The sequence below is a fragment of the Sphingomonas sp. Leaf34 genome (genome assembly GCF_001421805.1).
Taxonomy (GTDB): domain Bacteria; phylum Pseudomonadota; class Alphaproteobacteria; order Sphingomonadales; family Sphingomonadaceae; genus Sphingomonas.
The window spans coordinates 606,505-625,636 of sequence record NZ_LMLC01000002.1 but is presented as its reverse complement, the minus strand read 5'-3'; the positions used below and the strand labels follow the sequence as shown (position 1 = coordinate 625,636).

Sequence of the window (19,132 nt, the reverse complement as noted above, 5' to 3'; positions counted from 1 at the left end):
GCCGAGCCCCCTGACCCCCTTGGCGCTACTGCAAGACGTGTTTGGCGCATCGGCGGACGAACGCGGCGCTGGCCTGTGGATGCGCGACTGGGAGCATATGGCCTCCGCCGGTCATCTCCAGCGTCGCGCCAGGAATTGCGGCTACTGCCTGCTCGCCATCGATCGAGGGGGCGATCACTTGGTCATCACGACCATAGAGCAACGCGACCGGGACCGTCAGCTTGGCATAGCGACTGACGATCGCGGCAAGGTCAACGTCGGCGCTGGCCAATTCAACTAGCGCAGCATTGACCGCAACCGGGCGATCGCCAAGCGCGCCGCCACCGCGCGTGCCAAAATCGGCCGGGACCGGATCGGGAGCGAAGATCTTACCCCAGCGCAGGCCATACGCCGCACGGCTGATCGGCGTGCCAAGCAGATTGGCGAAGAGCGCGCGCCCGCCAGGGTTACTTTCGATCGCGTTTGCCACCGGGACGGGCATCGATCCAGGCGGCTGCGTCATCGGCGCCAGCAGCGCGAGGCCGGCGACCGAACTAGGGCGGTGCGTGGCTACGCCGAGGGCGACCGCACCGCCCAGCGAATGACCGACGAGCAGCGGCGGACGATCGAGCGCGAGCGTGTCGATGAACCCTGCGATGATCGCCGACTGGCCTAGGATACCGGGCTGCTCGCCGGTCGGCACCGAATAGCCCGAGCCGGGCCGGTCGACCAGGATGACACGGTACTCGTCGGCCAGCGCATCGGCGACACCGTAGGAGAAGTTGCGGAGCTGCGCGCCCAACCCGTGGATCAGGACGATCGGCGGTCCTGCACCGCGATCGACATAGTGGATCCGTGCACCCGCGACGGTGATGAAACGGCCGTCGGCGGGCACGTCCTGCTCGATCTGCTTGGTCGCCACCCGAGTGTAAACCGCGGCCGCTGCCAGCGTCGCAGCGATGATCCCAGCCGAGCGAAGTGCGATCGAGCGTTTCGGGGCGTCATCGGAAACCGATTTGGACGCAAAGAAGCGGCGCATGTCGGCGAGCAGAAGATCGGGTTGCTCCAGCGCGGCGAAGTGGCCGCCCGCGGGCATCTCGGTCCACTGGGCGATGTCATAGGTCTTTTGCGCCTGCGAGCGCGGCGGCGGCGGAAAGACCGGGTCGGGGAATGCCGCGACTCCGGTCGGTACGGTAATCCGCGCTCCCGCGGGGAAAGTGCCCGAATCCTCCAGCATGCGGCCACGGTACATCCAGGTCGAGGTTACGAACGATCCCTCGACCAGATACAGCATGATGTTGGTAAGGAGCAGGTCCTCGTCGAACGCCTGCCACAGGTCGGGGCGGCCGCGTGCGTCGCGTGGCACATCGGCCCATGCGCCGAACTTCTCCAGGATCCACGCCGCGACGCCGACCGGGCTGTCCGACATCGCCACGCCTAGCGTCTGCGGGCGCGTGCCCTGTTCCTGCGAATAGCCGGTTTCTTCCTTGGCGAGCTTGGCGCGTTTCGCGGCCCAGGCGACCTCGTCGGGCTTTTTCGGCACCGCGTCCTTGGCCTGGAGCAGCACCATGTTCAGATGGAGTCCGGCGATCGCATCGGGATGCGCGTGCGCCATCCAGCCACCGATCGCAGAACCCCAGTCCCCGCCCTGCACGAGATAGCGTCGCGTGCCGAACAGCTCGACCATCAGGCCGTGCATGAGTTCTGCGGTCTGCTTCGGTCCGATCGGGGACACGGGGCGGCCCGAAAACGCGTAGCCGGGGAGCGAGGGAACAACGACGTCGTGACCGTCGGCGACGAGCGGCGCGATCAGCGCCTCGAATTCGAGGAACGACCCCGGCCAGCCGTGCAGCAGCAGGAGCGGGGGACGTGAGCCATCGCCCCGCGCATGAATGAAGTGGAGGCGCTGCCCCTGCACGTCGGCCGTAAACTGCGGCAGCATATTGAGCCGCCGCTCCTGCGCGCGCCAGTCGTAGTCCGCCAGCCAATAGTCGACGAGCCGCTTGAGATCGGCGAGGCCGACGCCTGACTGCCAGCTTCCCGCGTCCGGCATAAGGCTCAAGTCGAACGCCTCGACCTTTGCGCGGATGGCGGCGAGGCGGTCGTCGAGTACCGCTATGAAGAAGGGTTCTGCCATGTGTCGATCCTGCCGATGGGGGTAAATCTTATTTCCCCGATTGAAAGCCTAACGTCGAACGCGCGAAGGTCGCCTAAAGGCGCTTCGAGGCGAGATGAACGGGCGGCTGCTTTTGGGAAGCGGGCACGGCGGTTTGGACGTCTGGAATTGGGTCAGGGGCGATGGATAGAAGCAGCTATAGCGCGCCTGCCTTCGCAATAGCTGCGCGATAGCGCGTGATCAGGTGATTGCACTGCGCGATATCGAAGTCGAGCTCAGGGTCGTTTAAAGCATCGTCGAATGCCTTTAGAAAATATTCTCGGGTACGCGGGCTTTCGGACTTACCAAACTCCGCAATCAATGCGTCCGAGCGCGCCTTGCCGATTCTCTTACGGCACGCGCCGGCTACCATCATCATGTCGCCGCGGGACTGGATCGCCGGTGTCTGCCAACTCGCCAGCCCCCCAGCTTCCAGCATGCTGTCCGCCATGTCGGTCACAGCGCGACCAAGATCGAAACCGGACGGCGCAATGATAACCTGCGAGAAGATCGGGTCACGCGTCGCATCCAGACACGTCCGCCCATAACCGCGCAGTATCGAGCCGACTTGACGAAGCTGCGCGTCGGTCTTTGCGTTGGCCGACGCGGTCTCAAGGTCTACCTTTAGGACGTTTGATTGCCGCTGAATCGACGCTAGCTTCAGCCGCTCGATTGCCGCCGGAGGGGCTGACCACTTTGACGTCTCTAACTTAAACGCACCCTCGACTTTGTTGGGCAAAGCGGGATCGACTGTCATCCCTAGGCTGCCGCAAATCGGCGCCGTCACTACGAACCGCGACACTTCGTCGATCCGGTCCTGATGGGTCTGACTTTGCGCGAATGCCGGCGTGGGCGCAGCAATAACCGCGAGTATTGCGATGCGGATCCTCAGTTTCATTCGATCGCTCAGCCCCCCTTCGATACCAGCGTCGACCGGCACACTCCAGTCAGGCCTACGCGCCCTGAAGCGAAGCCGAAAGTCACATCGAGACGTGAGCAAATGTTTGATGTCGGGCGGGAGATAGCCTTACGATCGGCCGGTTCTGCGTCCAGCGCCCCTCCCAATCGGGCGGCAGCTCTCGACCAATGCCGGTCGTTGAGATCGGCCAGCGCTAACGTCTACCCCCGACAATAGCGGTCATTTGGGTCGTTTCAGCCCTCCCTCCGGAATCCGCCAACACAGCCGCCGTTCGCACCGATTCATGCGGCCCCTAAAATCTTCCGTTCGTTCAGGTTCAGCGCTGCGTCTGGAGCCTGCGATCATCCAGAATACCGTTTCTGCTTCCGATCAAATCTCCCACCCCATTTCGGGGACTACAAGACGCTCGATCCAAACTAGCCTCACGAGAACGGCCCGGGCATAAAGGTGGGTCGAAGGGGTTCTACAGGTAGCGCCTAGGCGAACTCCCGAAGGAAACCCAAAGATCCGTTCTTTTCATGGCGCGCAATGTTTCCGCATATCAGCGAGATGGTGAGGATCGACGGTTCTCATCAAGTCCAACAACGCCGCGCAAGCGGCTTGGCTTTCTTCAATGGTCATTGCCGATTGCGAGATCAGGTCGTCGAGATTGTCGGAATGAGACTCTATCTGGGACAATCTCTCAAGAGCGTTCAATCGCGAGGGATCGAGGTCGGAGTTCCGCTTACAGAGCGTGCCCAGCTTATCACTTATGTTTCCGTCGCGTGGAGTCTTGAAGGCTAGAAAGATTTCGAGGACGCGGCGCAACACGTTGGGCATCATGAACGTGTAATCGTAATGGATATCACCAGCGGCCGAGAAGGTAATCACCTTCTCGAAAAGAAAGTGATACTCTGAGTCATAATCGCGCAGATGGTTGGGCAACCTGACGATTGTGGATGTACGAAGACCTGTGTCTGAAGGAATCCGCACATCGATAAACTTCAAAGTGGCAGCCGGTTGATCGCCTCTTGACGCCCCCTTCCACGCTTTCTTCAATTCATTCATGCAGTGGTGGTTATGCGTCAGAACGATAACCTGCGACGCTCCACTCAGCCGATTTCTGATTAAGGAGCAGGCATAGTTCATTGCCTTCGTGTCGAGGCTTGAAACAGGATCATCGACCACGACAATTAGGTCTTTAAGCTTCCGGTCTTCAGCTTCCAGCGACGAAAGGAAATAGCAGATCGCGATAGCTGTCTTCTCACCTTCACTTGGCTCGCCCTTTACGAGCGAACCATGTCGGTGAAGTTCGTAACCCTCACCTACGGCAACGACGGAAAGTTCATTGTGCCCCAGATACGAGGCCACCAAGGCATTTATCTTCTCTGCTGCCGGTCCATGCTGGCGTATCTTGGATCTAAGGTCGGCAAGCTCGCTCTCAAGCTCGTGAATGTGCTCTCTTGCGACACGCTCGGCTTCGTGAGCAGACGCGATAACGTCCACGTGGTTTTTGAAAGCCTGAGAACTTTCGATAGCGAAATGCCTACGGATCGCGTCTCGCGCGCGCCGTTGATGCTGAACAAAGTTGTCAACCAAGTCCGAGTGCTGTTCACAGATCTCGTTCAACTCCTCACCTGCTCGTTCCAAACCCATGAAGCGTTCTTGTATTTCCTGAACGGGCGGAAGCTCGACCGAAATAGCGGCCGTGGGCGAGGCTAGCCTCGCGTTCAACGCCCTGAGCGCTTCCGCAACCAACAGATTTATGTCTTCGAACGCAGCATCCAATTTTTTCGCTGCCGCTTTATAGGGGGGCTCGAACTCGGCAGATAACTCAGCGGCCTTAGGTACATTGTTTCGGACGATATTGACTGCTTCAAGGCTTTGAAGCGCATGATGCGCGGCAGTTCTAACTTCCGTTACGAAATGGGAAAAGCTGTCATCGAAAGCATCAGTTAGAGCTTGCCTTCGCTCAGGTGAGATCACGTTGGCGCAATAGAGACATGTCGCCAAATCGTGGTTGACGTGATACTCGTGAGCTTGCTTGGCCCATGGAACCATCTGGGGATTCTCCGCTAGGTCTTCCACCATAATGCTGCCGATGGTCTTCGGAGCCAATTAAGTGCGCTGTCAATTGTGTTAAGGAATCCCGAGACGGGAATTCCAACCGCCATTACCTTCGCGGGAGGATTGGACCGAGCGCAGGTAGCGGTAGCAGCATCCAACTCAGCGTTATTCAACTTGTCGGTGTCTGCCGGTCCCAGCTTCTCAATGTCGGCAATAAATTGGGGTGCTTCATATCGCGAAGGCTGCCGCAGGCGTCCTGACACATTTCGTGCCACCAACTTTTTGAACTCCGCGAACGCTTTCTCTCGTTCCTCAGCGACATTGCGCTCGCCTTCAGCGACAGCCTGAGCAGTTGGCAAGGCATCCTCAATCGGCTTGATCTTGGCGGCGCTGTCGGTCTGATCGACGCCCATGTAGAAAACTGGACTGGCTTGCCCTGTCTCCCATCGCAAGTTCGCCGCGATGAAGTCCTTGTTGAAGACGCGCACCCGCTCCTCAAGCCCTGTTAGATTGGCCTGAGACGAATATCGCAGCCCGTCTGCCAACTCGATTTCGAACGAACAGGCTTCAGGCAATCCGGCCTGAAGTTTCCCGTGTTCCAGTGATGCCAAAATGCGGGACAGGGTAGATTTACCTGAACCGTTGAAACCGTAGATGAGGTTGAACTTTTTCAGGTCTAGAGAAGGCGATGCTCCCGTCCGATCTGCCAGGACAGCCGCCCCCTTCAGCGCCCTGATGTTTTTCACGATTGCCAAAGTCAGCCCTCACCGATTCCTGCCCTTAGACAAACGGTAGCAGGAACAATTGACGATTGGCCAGTATGGCACAGCGAAAACAGAGGCCAGCTACGACGGGAGAGAAGATGAGCGCACGAGGTGAAACGTCTCTTATATCCGCGCTAGTTCTCGTAAAGCCGCCGTTCCGGATCGTCCCCAAACCCGATCATAGGAGAGACGGCTTGCGCCGCCCCTTGGATGACCGGTTTCGGCTCTAACCGGACGTTCCCATGAGCGACGGCGACTGGCAGGAAAGTCCCAAACCAAGCCGTTTCGACCCGCCCTCAGAGACATGAACCAACGGCCGAAGTTGGGAAGGCGGAAAGAGCCCTCGAATGTCCGGAGCTGGGTCGTGATGAGCGTTTGGCAGACCGAGTCCGTGCGTCTTCTAACCATAACGTAACGCATTGGCGTCATGCAGGGTTCGGGGAGAAGCTTGTGCGGTTATCAATATCAGCGCGCGTATCCATAGCCTGCGCGTCTGTCATCCTGATGGCGCTAGCAGTATTGGCAGTCGGTCTTTCGGTCAGCAATAAAATCCATAAGGCCGATCTGCGCATCACATCTCTCACTTTCGCGCTCGGCCGCGAGGACCGGCTGGAGAAGTTACAACGTCAATTGCGCCAGGAAATTGGTCGCCTGACCCGCGACGCCGAACGCGGCACGAAGGTACCCGATGCAAGCTGGAACGATCTGCACAAGCGCATCACGGAGTTTAAAAACCGTTCGCAACAAACGGGCCAATCACCCGACTACAGGTCGCAACTGGGATCGGAAGCTGCCCAGGACGAGAAGCGAGCCTCCACCGTTTTTGTCATGGTCTCCGACCAACTGATCGAAACGAGCCGGTCTAACCCCTCCGGCATCAAGGCTGCCATGCCGCGTTTCTTGAGTGCGCTAACGGCGTTGGAGACGAGCCGTAGTCAAGCGCGCCAGGAACTGACCTCGGCGATTTGGAAGGCGGCGGACAAGAATCGACGTGAGAGCCGACGGGATATCATTTCCGTGCTGCTCGGCGGGCTGGTCATCGTGGCGATCGTATTCGGCATGACCGTCTGGCTTCGTCAAAGGCTGGTGTTGCCGATAAGCACTGTAGCCGCTCGCCTGCGCGAATTCCGGGTCGGTGAAAATCACGGAAACATACCTGGGCTGGAGCGGGCCGACGAACTTGGCGACTTGGCGCGGGGCCTGAACGAATACCGCAATGCCGTGGAGAGTCGCCGGACCGCCGAGCGCCGCGCCGAGTTCCTTGCCAACCACGATATGTTGACCGGTTTAGCAAATCGCCTTCTGTTCGAAAATCGGCTCTCGCACGAGCTCGCTCGAAGCGCGCGAACAGGTGACATCGTAGCGGTGTTTGCCATTGATCTGGACGCGTTCAAGGCCATCAATGATCGACTCGGTCATGCGGGCGGAGACCGTGTCCTGAAGCGTACGGCGCAGCTTCTGTCCTCTTGCGTGCGCGGCGATGATCTTGTGGCTCGCATCGGCGGTGACGAATTCGCTGTCATCCAGGTGGCGCGTGCTCAACCCGCAGCTACAGAAGCGCTGATCTCCCGTATCTTCAAGATGGCTTCGACATCGTCGGACGAGGGCGTGGCGATAAAAATGAGCGTTGGAGTTGCCTTGTCAGAACCCGGGCAGGCCGGAGATGAACTTCACGAACTCGCCGATCTCGCATTGTACCGCGCTAAGGCCGATGGGAAAAATACGGCGAGAATCTACAACAAGCATCTGAAGGACGAGGAAAGTCAGCGCGTCCGGTTGGCCAGGGACCTCGAGAATGCCGTTTCGGCGCAAGAGCTTCGTCTGGTGTTCCAGCCGATCGCCGATACGGTGTCGCTGGAAATCGTAGCGTACGAGGCTCTACTTCGCTGGCGGCATCCCGGCCTGGGCGAAATACCACCGGACGTGTTCATACCTATAGCCGAGTCCAGCGGACTCATCGGAACTATTGGATCGTGGATGATCGATCAGGCCCTTCGTGCGGCATCGACCTGGGATTCGAAGGTATCACTGGCGATAAACCTGTCGCCGATACAGTTTCGTTCGCTCAGCCTCGCGTCTGAGATATGCGATGCCGCACTGCGTTGGCGTGTCGCGTTCGACCGATTAGAACTCGAAGTCACCGAGAGCGCGACGCTGCTCGGTTTTCAACGGGACGACGTTCTGGCAACGCTGGAGAAGCTCCGCGAGTACGGCGCCAAGATTGTGATGGACGATTTTGGAACAGGACATTCTTCTCTCAGCAATCTAAAAGATTTTACCTTCGACAAGATTAAGATCGATCGAAGTTTCGTGGCCACGATGCACAGTCATGCGTCGTCGGCATCGATCGTTAAGGCGACGATCGGTCTAGGCAAGAGCCTTGGTTTAACTATCGTTGCTGAAGGAGTTGAGACCGAGGACCAATTATCGGCTTTATGCCGATGGGGTTGCGATCAAGTTCAGGGTTTTCTAACTGGAAAACCAGTAGAAAGTTTGGCAGATGCTAAGTGCTCACCTGCGTTCAATAAATGACATTAATTAAGTATTCCAAACGCAACACTGCATCAAATTACGTATGCGAAGATAGATCTCATATTCCCTATAAATCAAGCTGTTATTAACTTATCGACTTGACGTACTCGATAAATGGGAAGGTCACATTTAGGGAATTTACGAATGCGAGGTGATCCTGAAATGGAAAGTAGTCGTGAGTTGGAGAAGATCGGCATCGCAATTGCGACCATGCTTGATGATTCCGTCTCTGAAGTCACAGTCGTAGCGGAGGTTCATGACGATTGGGTGGAGAGACGGTATGATATCGTGCAGAACGGGAAGCTCGTGGAAGGCGTTGAGGGCGAGCGTCTCGTGAACCGATCCGTCAACGATGCTCTATCCGCGTTGCGGCGTGACATGCTCAAAGAAGGTCAGGAGGACTGGCATCATTGTTCGTATGTCTTGAGGGCTGACGGCTCATTCAAAATGGATTTCGATCGTAGCACGCCGCCGAGCGCGTGAATGTCGACAACTGGAGATCTGTGGCAGAACAGCTAACCGCCTCGTTTCCGCACTCGGCCATTCCGCTGCCTACCATTCTCCGCCGTTCACGTAACAGCATCCCTTTTCGGCAAATTCGGCTTGCTGTTAGGCTTGGGGCAATGCGTGCCGCATGAGCCCCACCTCGACATGAACGAAGGGCCGAAGTTGGGAAGCGGAGATTACCTCGCGAACGTCCACAACTGGGTCCGTTCACGGGCCCGAATGACTGACCCGCTGCGTGCGCGCTGCCAGTCTACGCGAGTGATCGACCACGCGCCGGCAGAACGCCGCTGGCCAACCGGGACTGCAGGCCAATGGGTACCTATCGACGCTAACCGTCGCGCCGGCATGAGTAAGGAAGCAGCTTGCTATCCAAGAGAAATTGCGCAGGACTGCGTGGCATGAAGCGCGTGCAACGTCTTGTAATCCTTGGCGGAGGAACCGCGGGGTGGATGACCGCCGCGGCCATGAGCGCCACGTTCGGCGACCTGGTCAACATTAGCATCCTCGAATCTGACGCAATCGGCACCATCGGTGTCGGCGAAGCGACTATCCCGACGATCCACTGGTTCAACCAGTTGATCGGACTGGACGAGGAGGCATTCGTCGCGGCGACGAAAGCGAGTTTCAAGCTCGGCATCGAATTCGTCGATTGGGCGCGACCCGGCACGCGGTATTTCCACCCGTTTGGTCGCTACGGCGTCGATCTTGGACCCGTGCCGTTCCACCAGCACTGGTTGCGCGGGAAGGGAGACGGACTCGATCGGCCGCTTTCGGTTTATTCGCTGGCCGCGCAGCTTGCCGCCGCCGGCCGCTTCGCGAAGCCCGTGGACGATCCGCGGTCGATCCTGTCGACGCTCGGCTATGCCTATCATTTCGACGCCGGCCTCTACGCCCGCCACCTGCGCCAACTTGCAGAGAAACGCGGCGTCGTCCGGCACGAGGGCCTGCTGCGCGATATCGAGCGTCATCCCAAAACCGGCTTCGTCACCGCCTTGACGAGCGACCGGGGCGAGCGGCTGGAGGGCGATCTCTTCATCGACTGCTCGGGGTTTCGTGCGCTGCTTATCGGCGAGACGATGGGCGCTCGGTTCGAGGACTGGTCGCATTGGCTGCCCTGCGATCGCGCAGTCGCCGTGCCGTGCGCGCGCATCGCCGCAACGACGCCGTTCACGCGGTCGACGCTGCGCCCCGCCGGCTGGCAGTGGCGGATCCCGCTCCAGCACCGCACCGGCAACGGCTATGTCTATGCAAGCAGTTTCGTGTCGGACGACGAGGCGGTGGCGACCCTGCTCTCCAACCTAGACGGCGAAGCGCTGGCAGTTCCACGGATGCTGCGCTTTACCGCAGGGTTCCGGCGCGAGGCATGGCGCGGCAATGTTGTCGCGATCGGGCTGTCATCGGGGTTCCTCGAGCCGCTCGAGTCGACCAGTATCCACCTGATCCAGAGCGGTATCGCGAAGCTTATCACGCTGTTCCCGGATGCCGATTGCGACCCCGTACTGGCGCGTCAGTTCAACACGCTGTTCGCACGTGATATGGACGGCATCCGCGACTTTCTGATCCTGCACTATCACGCCACGCAGGGCCATGACGCGCCGCTCTGGCAACACACTCGCCATATGACGCCGCCTCCCACGCTGGTCGACAAGATCGCGCAATATACGCGCGCCGGACGTCTGATGTTGAGTGCCGACGAACTGTTCCGCGAGGCAAGCTGGCTCGCGGTGCTGGAGGGGCAGGGGGTGGGCGCCTTGGGCCATGCGCCGTTGGCCGATACCCTCGATGCGGCGACAAACCGCCGCCAGCTCAACCAGATCGAGACTGTCATCGCGCGCGCGACGCCCACGCTGCCCTTGCATGACGCGGCCATCGCAGCGCTCGTTGCCCCGCAGGTCGCCGGGAGATGACGACGCCCGACGTGCGGGCGCGCCTTATCGGTACGGAAGGGGAGCCGGTGGTCGTCATCGACCACTTCGTCCCCGATCCCCACGCGCTGCGAGTTTTTGCCGCGACGCAGGATTATGGCCCGGCAGGACGACATTACCCCGGAATCGCCGCGTCGCTTCCCGATAGCTATATGCGCGATCAAGGGGCGCTCATCGCGACGATCGCGAAGCAGGTTTTTGGGATGTCGGCCGGGCTGTCGCTGCTGGAGGCGCGCTTCTCGATCGTGACGATGGCGCCGTCCGCGCTGTCGATCGAGCAACGCCTGCCGCACGTTGATGCGGTGGAGCCCGGACGGCTGGCGCTGATCCATTATCTCGTGCCCGACGAAACCGGCGGTACCGCGTTCTACCGGCATCGTTCGACCGGGTTCGAGACGATCGACGCCAGTCGCCGCGATCCTTACTTCGCCGCGCTCAACCGGGATCTGGCGAAGCACGGCGCACCCGAGTCCTATATCGCCGGCGACACGCCGCTGTTCGAACGGATCGCGCGCATCGACGGCGTGTACAATCGGGCGCTGCTGTATCGCAGCAGCCTGCTGCATTCGGGTGAGATCGCGGACGGCACGTCGCTGGCGTCCGACCCGCAAACCGGACGCCTGACGATCACTGGCTTCTTCGCCGGTTAGCGAGCCTCCGGCGGCTGCACGGCGAGATAGACCGTGCTCCACAATTGCGCCGCGTTTGATTCGTCGACATCGGCCTTGCCTGCACCGAAGGCGACGATGCGGTAGCCGCCGTCTTTGTACGTCCACGACCAGAGTTCCGATCCGCGGATCGTCCTGCCTGCCGCTATCGCGCGCCACAACGCCGCCTGTGCCGTCCTGAGCCGCGTCCGGGTCGCCGCGGGCAGGTCAGTCCGCTGCAACTGGCGTTCAAGCCCCGCCGCCAGCAACGCCTGCTGCCACGACCAGACGACTGGGCCGTGATATGCCGCGGGCGTAAAGCGCGCCTGTGCCGCCCCATCGGCGAACGCCGGATTAGCTACCAGCAAGCCGATGTCGGTCATCAGACCCGCCGGGAAGGGCTGCATGATCCCGCCCACAAAGGTATCGAGATCGTTTGAGGACGGTCGCCCGAACAACAGCGCAAAGCCCTCGTCCGAATTGACGATCTTAACCGGCGCGCCATCGGCGCCCAAAGATAGCGCATGAAATACGACCGGGGCCTTGCCCAGTGCCGCCAGCGCCGGTGCTGCGGGCAGCCCAAGGGTCGCTGCATAGCGCCGCACGCCCGCCGCGGCCGTTGCAGCAGGAATTTCGACGCGGAACAGCGCGGGTGCCTTTGTCCGCCAGACTTCGGCCATCGTGCCGGCCCGCCCAAACGCCGCGCGATCGCCCGCCGACAGATATCTGTCGAGCAGTCCGGCCTGCGCGAGGCGATCTGCCGCTTCGATTGCCGCGGGGACTAGGGCGGCGTTCACGTCATACGCGTAAATGCCGCGGCCAAGGCCTTCATTGCTGTCGCGCCACTCGCCGGTCATCCGCCCGGGCTTGATCGCGACGAGGTTGCGGGCCGATGGGGCTGCGGCGAACGCACTCGCCTGCGCCAGCACGAAGCGGAGATTGCGGACCAGCGCTGCACCGACCGTCTCGCCGCGCCCCGGCTGGCTCTCGCTTGCTAGCGGCGCGGCCAGATAGGCGGACGCACGTGCTTTGTCCGCCCCGAGCAGATAGTCAGCGGCGACCGGTCCGAGCATGTAATCGTCGTCGACCATGCCATAATCGAGTTCGGCGGCGTCACCGCTGCGGCTCGTCTTGCGATTGGCAAGGATCGCGAATTCGCCAATCCCTTCTTCATGCGCGACTTCGCCGCCAGCCGACAGTCGCGCGATGACGGCATTGAGGCCAGCTTCGATCGCGACGGGTTTGAGCGCCGGCATCAGCAGCCGCAACGACATCAGCGTGTCGCGCCCGAAATACGTATCGAAGCGCCAGGAACCCGCCAGGAACTTTTCCCGATAGCTGAGAAACGCCAGTGCATTGCGCGCGGCGGGATCGGCGGCCGCCGTCGCATTGAGCAACTCCGCCGCCGGGATAGGGGTCAACGGTGCGTCGCCGGTCAGCGCAGTGATCTCCAACCGGATCTGCCCGTTCGGGCCGGCAACGATGGCGCCCCGGTCGATCCGCCCCTCGACAACCCGCAGCGTCAGTTCATAGCCTGCCGCCCCGTCGAGGCGCTTGCGGTGCCACGTGATTACATCCCCGGCGATTGCCGGCGTCGCGGCGAGTTCCACGGGGAACGTCCCAACTGCCTGATAGTCGCGCAGGAAGCGGATGTTGGACAACACCGCCTGCTTTGGAACCAGCCGCGGCGCATCGACGGTCGCGACCGCAACGATGCCGTGCAGGCTCCCGCGGTTCAACGGTAGCGGTGCCTGGTCCAGCCGCCAGGTCACGGGGCGTGCGGTGTTCGCGAACCACAGGCCGACACCGCTGTTGCCCGCCGGAAACGCTACCAGGATGCGCGGATCGTTACCGTTGCGCAGCAGGACATGCGCCGCCACCGCCTTGTCGCGGACGAAGGCGTTGAGGTTCTTCCCCTCGGTCAACTGATACGCAAGCTCCGGTCGAGCCGTGATCGGCGCCGCGGCGCAAGTGAGGAGCACGAGGCCACCCGCCATCGCCATGCGCGCTATCGTCTTCATGATTGTCACTCCGCGAAAAGGGGCGGCAGAACAGTTGCCTGCTCGCCGCCCCGTTTGAACCCCCAAATCGTCAGTCGTTCAGAATTTCAGCGTAACCGATCCGCCATAGGTCGTGCCGACAATGCCGCGGGCATAGAAATAGCCATCGGTTACCGCCTGTGTCTGGCCCTGCCGCGGATTGCCCTCGGTCAGGCCAACGACATTGAAGATGTTGTCGGCGTTGAAGTTCGCCTGGATCCGTTCGTTGACGTTGATCGTGATCCCCGCGCTGGTCACGCCGTAGCTGGGGAGAGCGACCCCGTTGCCGGCATCCGCGAAGATTCGCCCGACATATTTGTAGCGGCCGTACACTTCGCCCAAGCCATTCGGCAGCTTGATCGCTGGCGTGATCGTGAACAGCTTGGCAGGCGTGCGTTCGGGGCGGTTGCCTTCGTACTGAGCACCCTGGCTAACGCCGTCGATCTCGAGGTTGAGCAGCTTGGGTTGCTGGAACACGCCCTGGAAATCCACCGAGAACCACGTGATCGGACGGACGTTCACATCCACTTCGACGCCGCGCGTGCGCAGGTCGGCGTTGATGTTCTGCTGTTGCGATGGGTTGGTCGGGTTGGCGAAGTTGTAGTTCTGGTTTTTGAAGTTGGTCTGGAAAACGGTTGCCGAGCCGCTGATGAAGCGCTGGTATTGATAGCGGACACCAGCCTCGTACAGCTCGATCGTCGTGATAGGATCGGTGTTGTTGGTCTGGAAACCGTTCGCATAGCGCGCGTAGATCGCGAGGTTCGGCGTGAACTGATAGTTCGCGCCGGCGGTGTACGCTGCCTTCGACTGTGTCCGCTGCGTCCGTGCAAAGGTCCCGTCGAAGGTCGATCCGACCGTGCGGATGAGGCCGGGCACGTTTGGCTGCACCGGCTGGTTCACCGCCGCTGCCTGACCGTCCAGGAACGTCGCGGAGTCGCGCTCCCAGCGGATGCCGCCGTCGAGATGCAGGTCGCCGATCGACAGCTCGTCATTGGCATAAAACGAGACGGTGGAGTCCTTGCGCGTGCGGATGCCAGCGCCCCAGTCGCCATACGAAACCAAGCCGTTATCGGACAGCGTACCGACGACGCCATTAGCCGCGTTCAGCGCAACGATGTCGTAGATGTCGCTGTTCGACCGCACGTCGTTGACGACGCTGGCCGTCGCCGACTGGTCCTGCTCGCGTGTCACGTCGTAATACATCGCGCCGACGGTCAGCGAGTTCTTGAAACCGCCGCTCTCATATTCCCACGTGCCGCCGCCGTTGAGACCGAAATCCTTGCCGTCGATGTAATCGTGGTTGAGCGTCGTGCGCTGGAGGAAGCCGTTGCCGTTCAGCGCATTCAGGTCCGTGGTCTGGTTGCTGCCCAGCACCGTGCCAGTCCGCAGGTTGCGGATGCCGAAGCGCGTCGCGGTTGGAAACGCCGTTCGCCCCGCGGTCAGCAGGTCGTTGATCGGCGAACCGGCGCCGGGCGTCAGATAGTTGACGGCGCTGGTCAGACCGGCGTTCCCGGTGCCCGAGCCGGGGAACAGGCCGTTGAAGTCGTACGAGTATTTCAAGTAGCGACTGTGTAGGAACAGGTTGACGCTGTCGCTGACCGGCGTTTCCATGTCGATGCGGAACTGCGCCGTCTTCGCCTTGATGCCATCCTGATAACGAAATTCGCGGAAGCCGCTTGGATGCGCGAAAGTCGAGACCGGGACCTGGATGCTCTTGAACGCATCACCGCCGACATTGCCGAACTGCGTGCTGAGGCTTGGGATACCGCTCGGCTCGCCATCAATGAAGCGGTACGGCTGATCCGCATAAAAGGCATTCTCGATATCGCCGCCTTTGGCGGAGATGCGGATATAGCCACCGGCCTCGGGGCGATATTCCAGCGCGCCCTTGATGCGCCATCCGCGATAGTCGAACGGGTTGTCGCGCACGCCAGGGCTCGACTGGAAATAGCCGCCGACGTTGAACGCCAGCTTGTCGGTGATAGGCGACGACAGATACACTTCGCCGCGCTTCTGGCCGTAATTGTAATAGCTACCGCGCGCCATGGCTTCGGTACGCGTGAAGTTCGGCGTCTTCGAAATGAAGTTGATCGTCGCGCCGGCACCGTTGACGGTCAATACACCCGACGAGCCGCCCTTCACCGCTTCGAGGCGATCGATCGTCAGGTCCTGGTCGAAGAAGAAGTCGGCACCGCCGCCGCTGTACAGGATCGGCATGCCGTCCTCTTCCAGCTGGATGAAGCGCTGGCCGCCGCCTTGCAGGCCGCGCACCGAATAATTGTTCGATACGGCGCCCGCGGTCGACTCCACGAAGATGCCGGGGATCAGTTCGAGCATGTCTGCTGTCGACCGCGGAGCCTTGCGGTCGATATCGGCGCGCGACGCTAGCGTAATATCAGCTGACGATGTGATTAGAGCTCGGTTACGGGTTGTTTGCCCCGTGACGACGATGTCCGCGTTCTCATCAGATGCGCTCACCGCAGTTGGGGCGGTTGTATCCTGCGCAACTGCGGTTGATACTTGAGTTGTCGAGCGGGGTGCCGCCATAACCCCGGTCGCGAGCACAGCCGTGCGGCCATTGAATGACACGATCTTGAGACCGGAGGCGCTGGCGATCTGGCGAAGGCCGTCGGCGACTGCAAGATTGCCCTTGATTGCGACGATCCGTCGGCCGCGCGTAGCGTCTTCAGGCGCAATGATCTGAATGCCCGCCTGGCGTGCGAATGCGACGATACCGGTCGATGCCGACTGGGCGGCAACATCAAAGTTTCGGGTCTGTCCGAAAGCAACTGCTGGCGATGCGGCAACCGCGACGCTGGTCAACATAAGGCCCAAATAGAACTGCGAACGCATTATAATCCTCCCCTTACGATCTGCCGACCGCGTCTTTAGCGCGCCTGCAGGAGAAGATGCGTCGCGCTCCCGTTTCCGTCAGGATTTGCGAGATTTATTTGACGATCCGTAAATCAGTGCCGTCTCTCTCGATCTTCGCACCCGTCATTATCGCAGCCGCGCGTGCGAACCCGTCCAGATCATCGGTGCGAAACCAACCCACGATCCTGCGGTCGGCTAGTTGTGTATCAACGGATAATTGTCGCCTATTGTACCGGTTGAACTCGGCTGCAGCGTCGCCAAAAGTCATACCATCGAGTATGATTTCACCCTGTCGCCATGCTAATGACTCGGCGGGCTTCGCATTTGCGACGACGGTTTCGGCGGTACCGGACACATCTGCTACGCTTGCTTGCTTGCCAGCGCTTAACATGACGAAGCGTTCTGGGGCAGCAACCGACCAGACTCGAACACGCCCTTCCGTTACCGTCACCTCAGCGCGGCCCAGATAACGGCGAACCGCGAAGGCCGTTCCAACCGCACGAACCCGCACGTCGCCCGCAGAGACCACAAACGGTCGAGCATGATCCGTTGCTACCGCGAACCAGGCCTCGCCATCGTCAAGCGCTACCGACCGCTGCTCCGGCGTCATTCGTACACGAGTCCGGCTAGCGGTGTTGAGAACGATGGTTGATCCGTCTTCAAGCTTGGCTAGACGGCGTTCGCCGACAGCTGTTTCTATGCCCATACTGCCGTGCATTTCTAGCCAGACCACGCCTAAGGCCGCGGCAGCAACCGCTAAGCCCCCGCTGACCGTCAGTACTCGCCGACGAGAGAATAACGGTCTCGCTACTATGCGGGCATCAGCCGCGTCCAACCCACTCCAAACAGCACGGGCACGCAGCAAGGCACCAACGTGTCGCGGATGTTCTGCACACCAACGGTCGATCTCGCCTGCCAAGTTCGCATCGTCAGGTGCGCGATCCAGCCGCGCGACCCACCTCGCTGCAGCAACGTCGATAGCGTCAGGATGGTCGCGCATTGCGGTTCCTTTCGTTTCGCGATGGCAAGTCAGCCCTGTCATCTGTTGAAAGGCCACTAAGGATAATTTTTAATCCCCGTGCCAGATCGTTCTCAACGATCATCTCAGTCACGCCCAATTCTTCTGCGATATGCCGCTGCGACAGTCCTTCGACCTTTCGCATGCGAAAGATGGTTCGGCTTCGCTCTGGAAGCGCGGCTAGAAGATGTTCGACTTTCGCTAATAGTCCCCGCCCTGCGACGATACGTTCAGGTGAAAGATGGTCGGCAGCTAGCGCAAGTTCGAGATCGGCAATGGTTCCGACGGCCTCAATACGCACGACGCGAGCTCTGCGTAGCTCGGTCAGAACTACGTTGCGTGCTGTCTGAAACAGATAACGACGCGGATCCTCTACACGCTTGAAATCTGCCAACGCCGCCAACCGGCAATAGGCTTCCTGGACGACATCATCTACATCAACACCAGGAAATCCGGCCCGGAGCCACCGTCGCAACTCGGGCTCATGCGGCAGAATCTGCCGGGCAACCCAGTTTACGAGTTCGGTAGTTACGTGCCTCATTTCACTCCTGACCACAGCATAGATGCATGGCCCCGATATTTCCGTCACGGTTTTACCGAGCGAAGACCAAATCTGTGCTCCCATCATTCGATGACGCCGGTTGTGGATCGGCGTCGAAAGCTCTGCCATGGCAGAGTATCGCTAATTTATTGGAACTACCTCGAAAACCTACATGGTAGGGGCTAGATCGGCGCCGATCGGAACCCTTCCCTGACCGACATTTTGCAAATGGTTGCAGTCAGTTGCTTCGCTAGCAGCAGGGGCTCGCTTTCGACGCTGATCCCCCACCGCTGATAGATTGAGTTCGTCTCACTGAGCCATGAGCATTGGGCGGCATGGCTTGCACGTACAAAGCCTCTTTGAGTTCGAAAATCGGCGACATTTCGTGCAGGCTGAAGATGAACGAACGGCAGAGATTGGGAAAGAGGAAATTGCTCGTGAGTGTCCGCTTGTGGGTCCGCTCAGACCTCGGTGCGTTCGGCCAATTCCAAAGCGTCCTCCACGTCAACGCCCAAGTAGCGCACCGTGCTGTCGATCTTGGCATGGCCGAGAAGGATCTGAACGGCGCGGAGGTTGCCAGTCGCCTTGTAGATGATCGACGCTTTCGTGCGCCGTAGCGAGTGCGTCCCATAATCCTGCGCCGGTAGGCCGATGCCGACCACCCACTCGCGCACGAGGCGGGCATATTGCCGCGTGCTCATGTGGTCCATGTAGTCGTTGCGGCTCGGGAAAACGAAGTCGTTCAGTGTCCCCCCACGCCGCTCCAACCATGCTCGCATCGTCTTTCGCGCCGTGTCCATTATCTCGAACTGAACCGGTCGTTTGGTTTTCTGCTGAACCACGACGGCGCGGTCACGGACGCGCCCGCCGGAAACTACATCGCCAATCCGCACCCTGACCACGTCACAGTCGCGGAGCTTGCTGTCGATGGCGAAGTCGAACAGCGCTCGGTCGCGCAGTCTCCTCTGCTGGTCGAGCCAGAAGCGAATGGCCCAGACCTGTTGCTGTTTCAGCGCCCGCTTCGCACCAATCAGCCGGCCTTCGTTCCAAGGCCGAAGTTCGTGAAAGGCGGGGTCCATTGACGAGTGACCCATCGATCATCTCCATCGGCCCAGATAGGTCAATCCAGTACACGCATGCGCAGTAAACCGCCGGTTTAGAAATGTGGTTGATCAGCCGTCGATGA

Annotated in this window: 13 protein-coding genes; 4 read left to right on the top strand and 9 right to left on the bottom strand. The window is 60.4% G+C overall.

The genetic code is table 11. The features are described from left to right. Positions 1–25 precede the first annotated feature (25 nt). From ASF00_RS08030 to ASF00_RS19150, 4 genes are all read right to left on the bottom strand, one after another. Entirely contained in the window at positions 26–2,116 is a 2,091-nt protein-coding gene (locus ASF00_RS08030; protein WP_055876755.1) for an epoxide hydrolase family protein, read from the bottom strand. Positions 2,117–2,291: 175 nt separating this feature from the next. Then, positions 2,292–3,032, bottom strand: coding sequence for a hypothetical protein (locus ASF00_RS08025; RefSeq protein WP_055876750.1), 741 nt, complete (start codon positions 3,030–3,032; stop codon positions 2,292–2,294). 537 nt (positions 3,033–3,569) lie between these two features. Next, the gene (locus ASF00_RS08020; RefSeq protein WP_055876747.1) at positions 3,570–5,150 is read right to left on the bottom strand and encodes an AAA family ATPase; all 1,581 of its coding nucleotides are present in this window, start codon (positions 5,148–5,150) and stop codon (positions 3,570–3,572) included. After that, the gene (locus ASF00_RS19150) at positions 5,108–5,845 is read right to left on the bottom strand and encodes an AAA family ATPase (protein WP_162233571.1); all 738 of its coding nucleotides are present in this window, start codon (positions 5,843–5,845) and stop codon (positions 5,108–5,110) included. The genes ASF00_RS08020 and ASF00_RS19150 overlap by 43 nt, the downstream gene beginning before the upstream one ends. A gap of 522 nt (positions 5,846–6,367) precedes the next feature. Between ASF00_RS19150 and ASF00_RS08015 the strand changes: the two genes are divergently transcribed. The 4 genes from ASF00_RS08015 (at position 6,368) to ASF00_RS08000 (ending at position 11,477) form a co-directional block, all read left to right on the top strand. Next, positions 6,368–8,395, top strand: coding sequence for a putative bifunctional diguanylate cyclase/phosphodiesterase (locus tag ASF00_RS08015; protein WP_055876743.1), 2,028 nt, complete (start codon positions 6,368–6,370; stop codon positions 8,393–8,395). A 144-nt stretch (positions 8,396–8,539) separates the two neighbouring features. After that, the gene (locus tag ASF00_RS08010) at positions 8,540–8,878 is read left to right on the top strand and encodes an immunity protein YezG family protein (RefSeq protein WP_156348237.1); all 339 of its coding nucleotides are present in this window, start codon (positions 8,540–8,542) and stop codon (positions 8,876–8,878) included. A gap of 422 nt (positions 8,879–9,300) precedes the next feature. Beyond that, a complete protein-coding gene (locus ASF00_RS08005) occupies positions 9,301–10,809 on the top strand; it encodes a tryptophan halogenase family protein (protein WP_055876736.1) in 1,509 nt (502 codons plus the stop codon). Then, positions 10,806–11,477, top strand: coding sequence for a DUF6445 family protein (locus tag ASF00_RS08000; protein ID WP_055876732.1), 672 nt, complete (start codon positions 10,806–10,808; stop codon positions 11,475–11,477). The genes ASF00_RS08005 and ASF00_RS08000 overlap by 4 nt, the downstream gene beginning before the upstream one ends. On the opposite strand, the gene ASF00_RS07995 is transcribed toward ASF00_RS08000, so the two are convergent. From ASF00_RS07995 to ASF00_RS07980, 5 genes are all read right to left on the bottom strand, one after another. Further along, entirely contained in the window at positions 11,474–13,495 is a 2,022-nt protein-coding gene (locus ASF00_RS07995) for a hypothetical protein (RefSeq protein ID WP_055876729.1), read from the bottom strand. The genes ASF00_RS08000 and ASF00_RS07995 overlap by 4 nt on opposite strands. A gap of 78 nt (positions 13,496–13,573) precedes the next feature. Further along, complete coding sequence (locus ASF00_RS07990; protein WP_235525679.1) at positions 13,574–16,339, bottom strand: TonB-dependent siderophore receptor; 2,766 nt, start codon at positions 16,337–16,339, stop codon at positions 13,574–13,576. Between the two features lie 121 nt (positions 16,340–16,460). After that, positions 16,461–17,105: a FecR family protein gene (locus tag ASF00_RS17930; protein ID WP_235525678.1), complete on the bottom strand. Its 645-nt coding sequence runs from the start codon at positions 17,103–17,105 to the stop codon at positions 16,461–16,463. Between the two features lie 265 nt (positions 17,106–17,370). Then, the gene (locus ASF00_RS17925; protein ID WP_235525677.1) at positions 17,371–18,075 is read right to left on the bottom strand and encodes an RNA polymerase sigma factor; all 705 of its coding nucleotides are present in this window, start codon (positions 18,073–18,075) and stop codon (positions 17,371–17,373) included. A 332-nt stretch (positions 18,076–18,407) separates the two neighbouring features. Further along, the gene (locus tag ASF00_RS07980) at positions 18,408–19,025 is read right to left on the bottom strand and encodes a tyrosine-type recombinase/integrase (RefSeq protein WP_235525676.1); all 618 of its coding nucleotides are present in this window, start codon (positions 19,023–19,025) and stop codon (positions 18,408–18,410) included. Positions 19,026–19,132 lie beyond the last annotated feature (107 nt).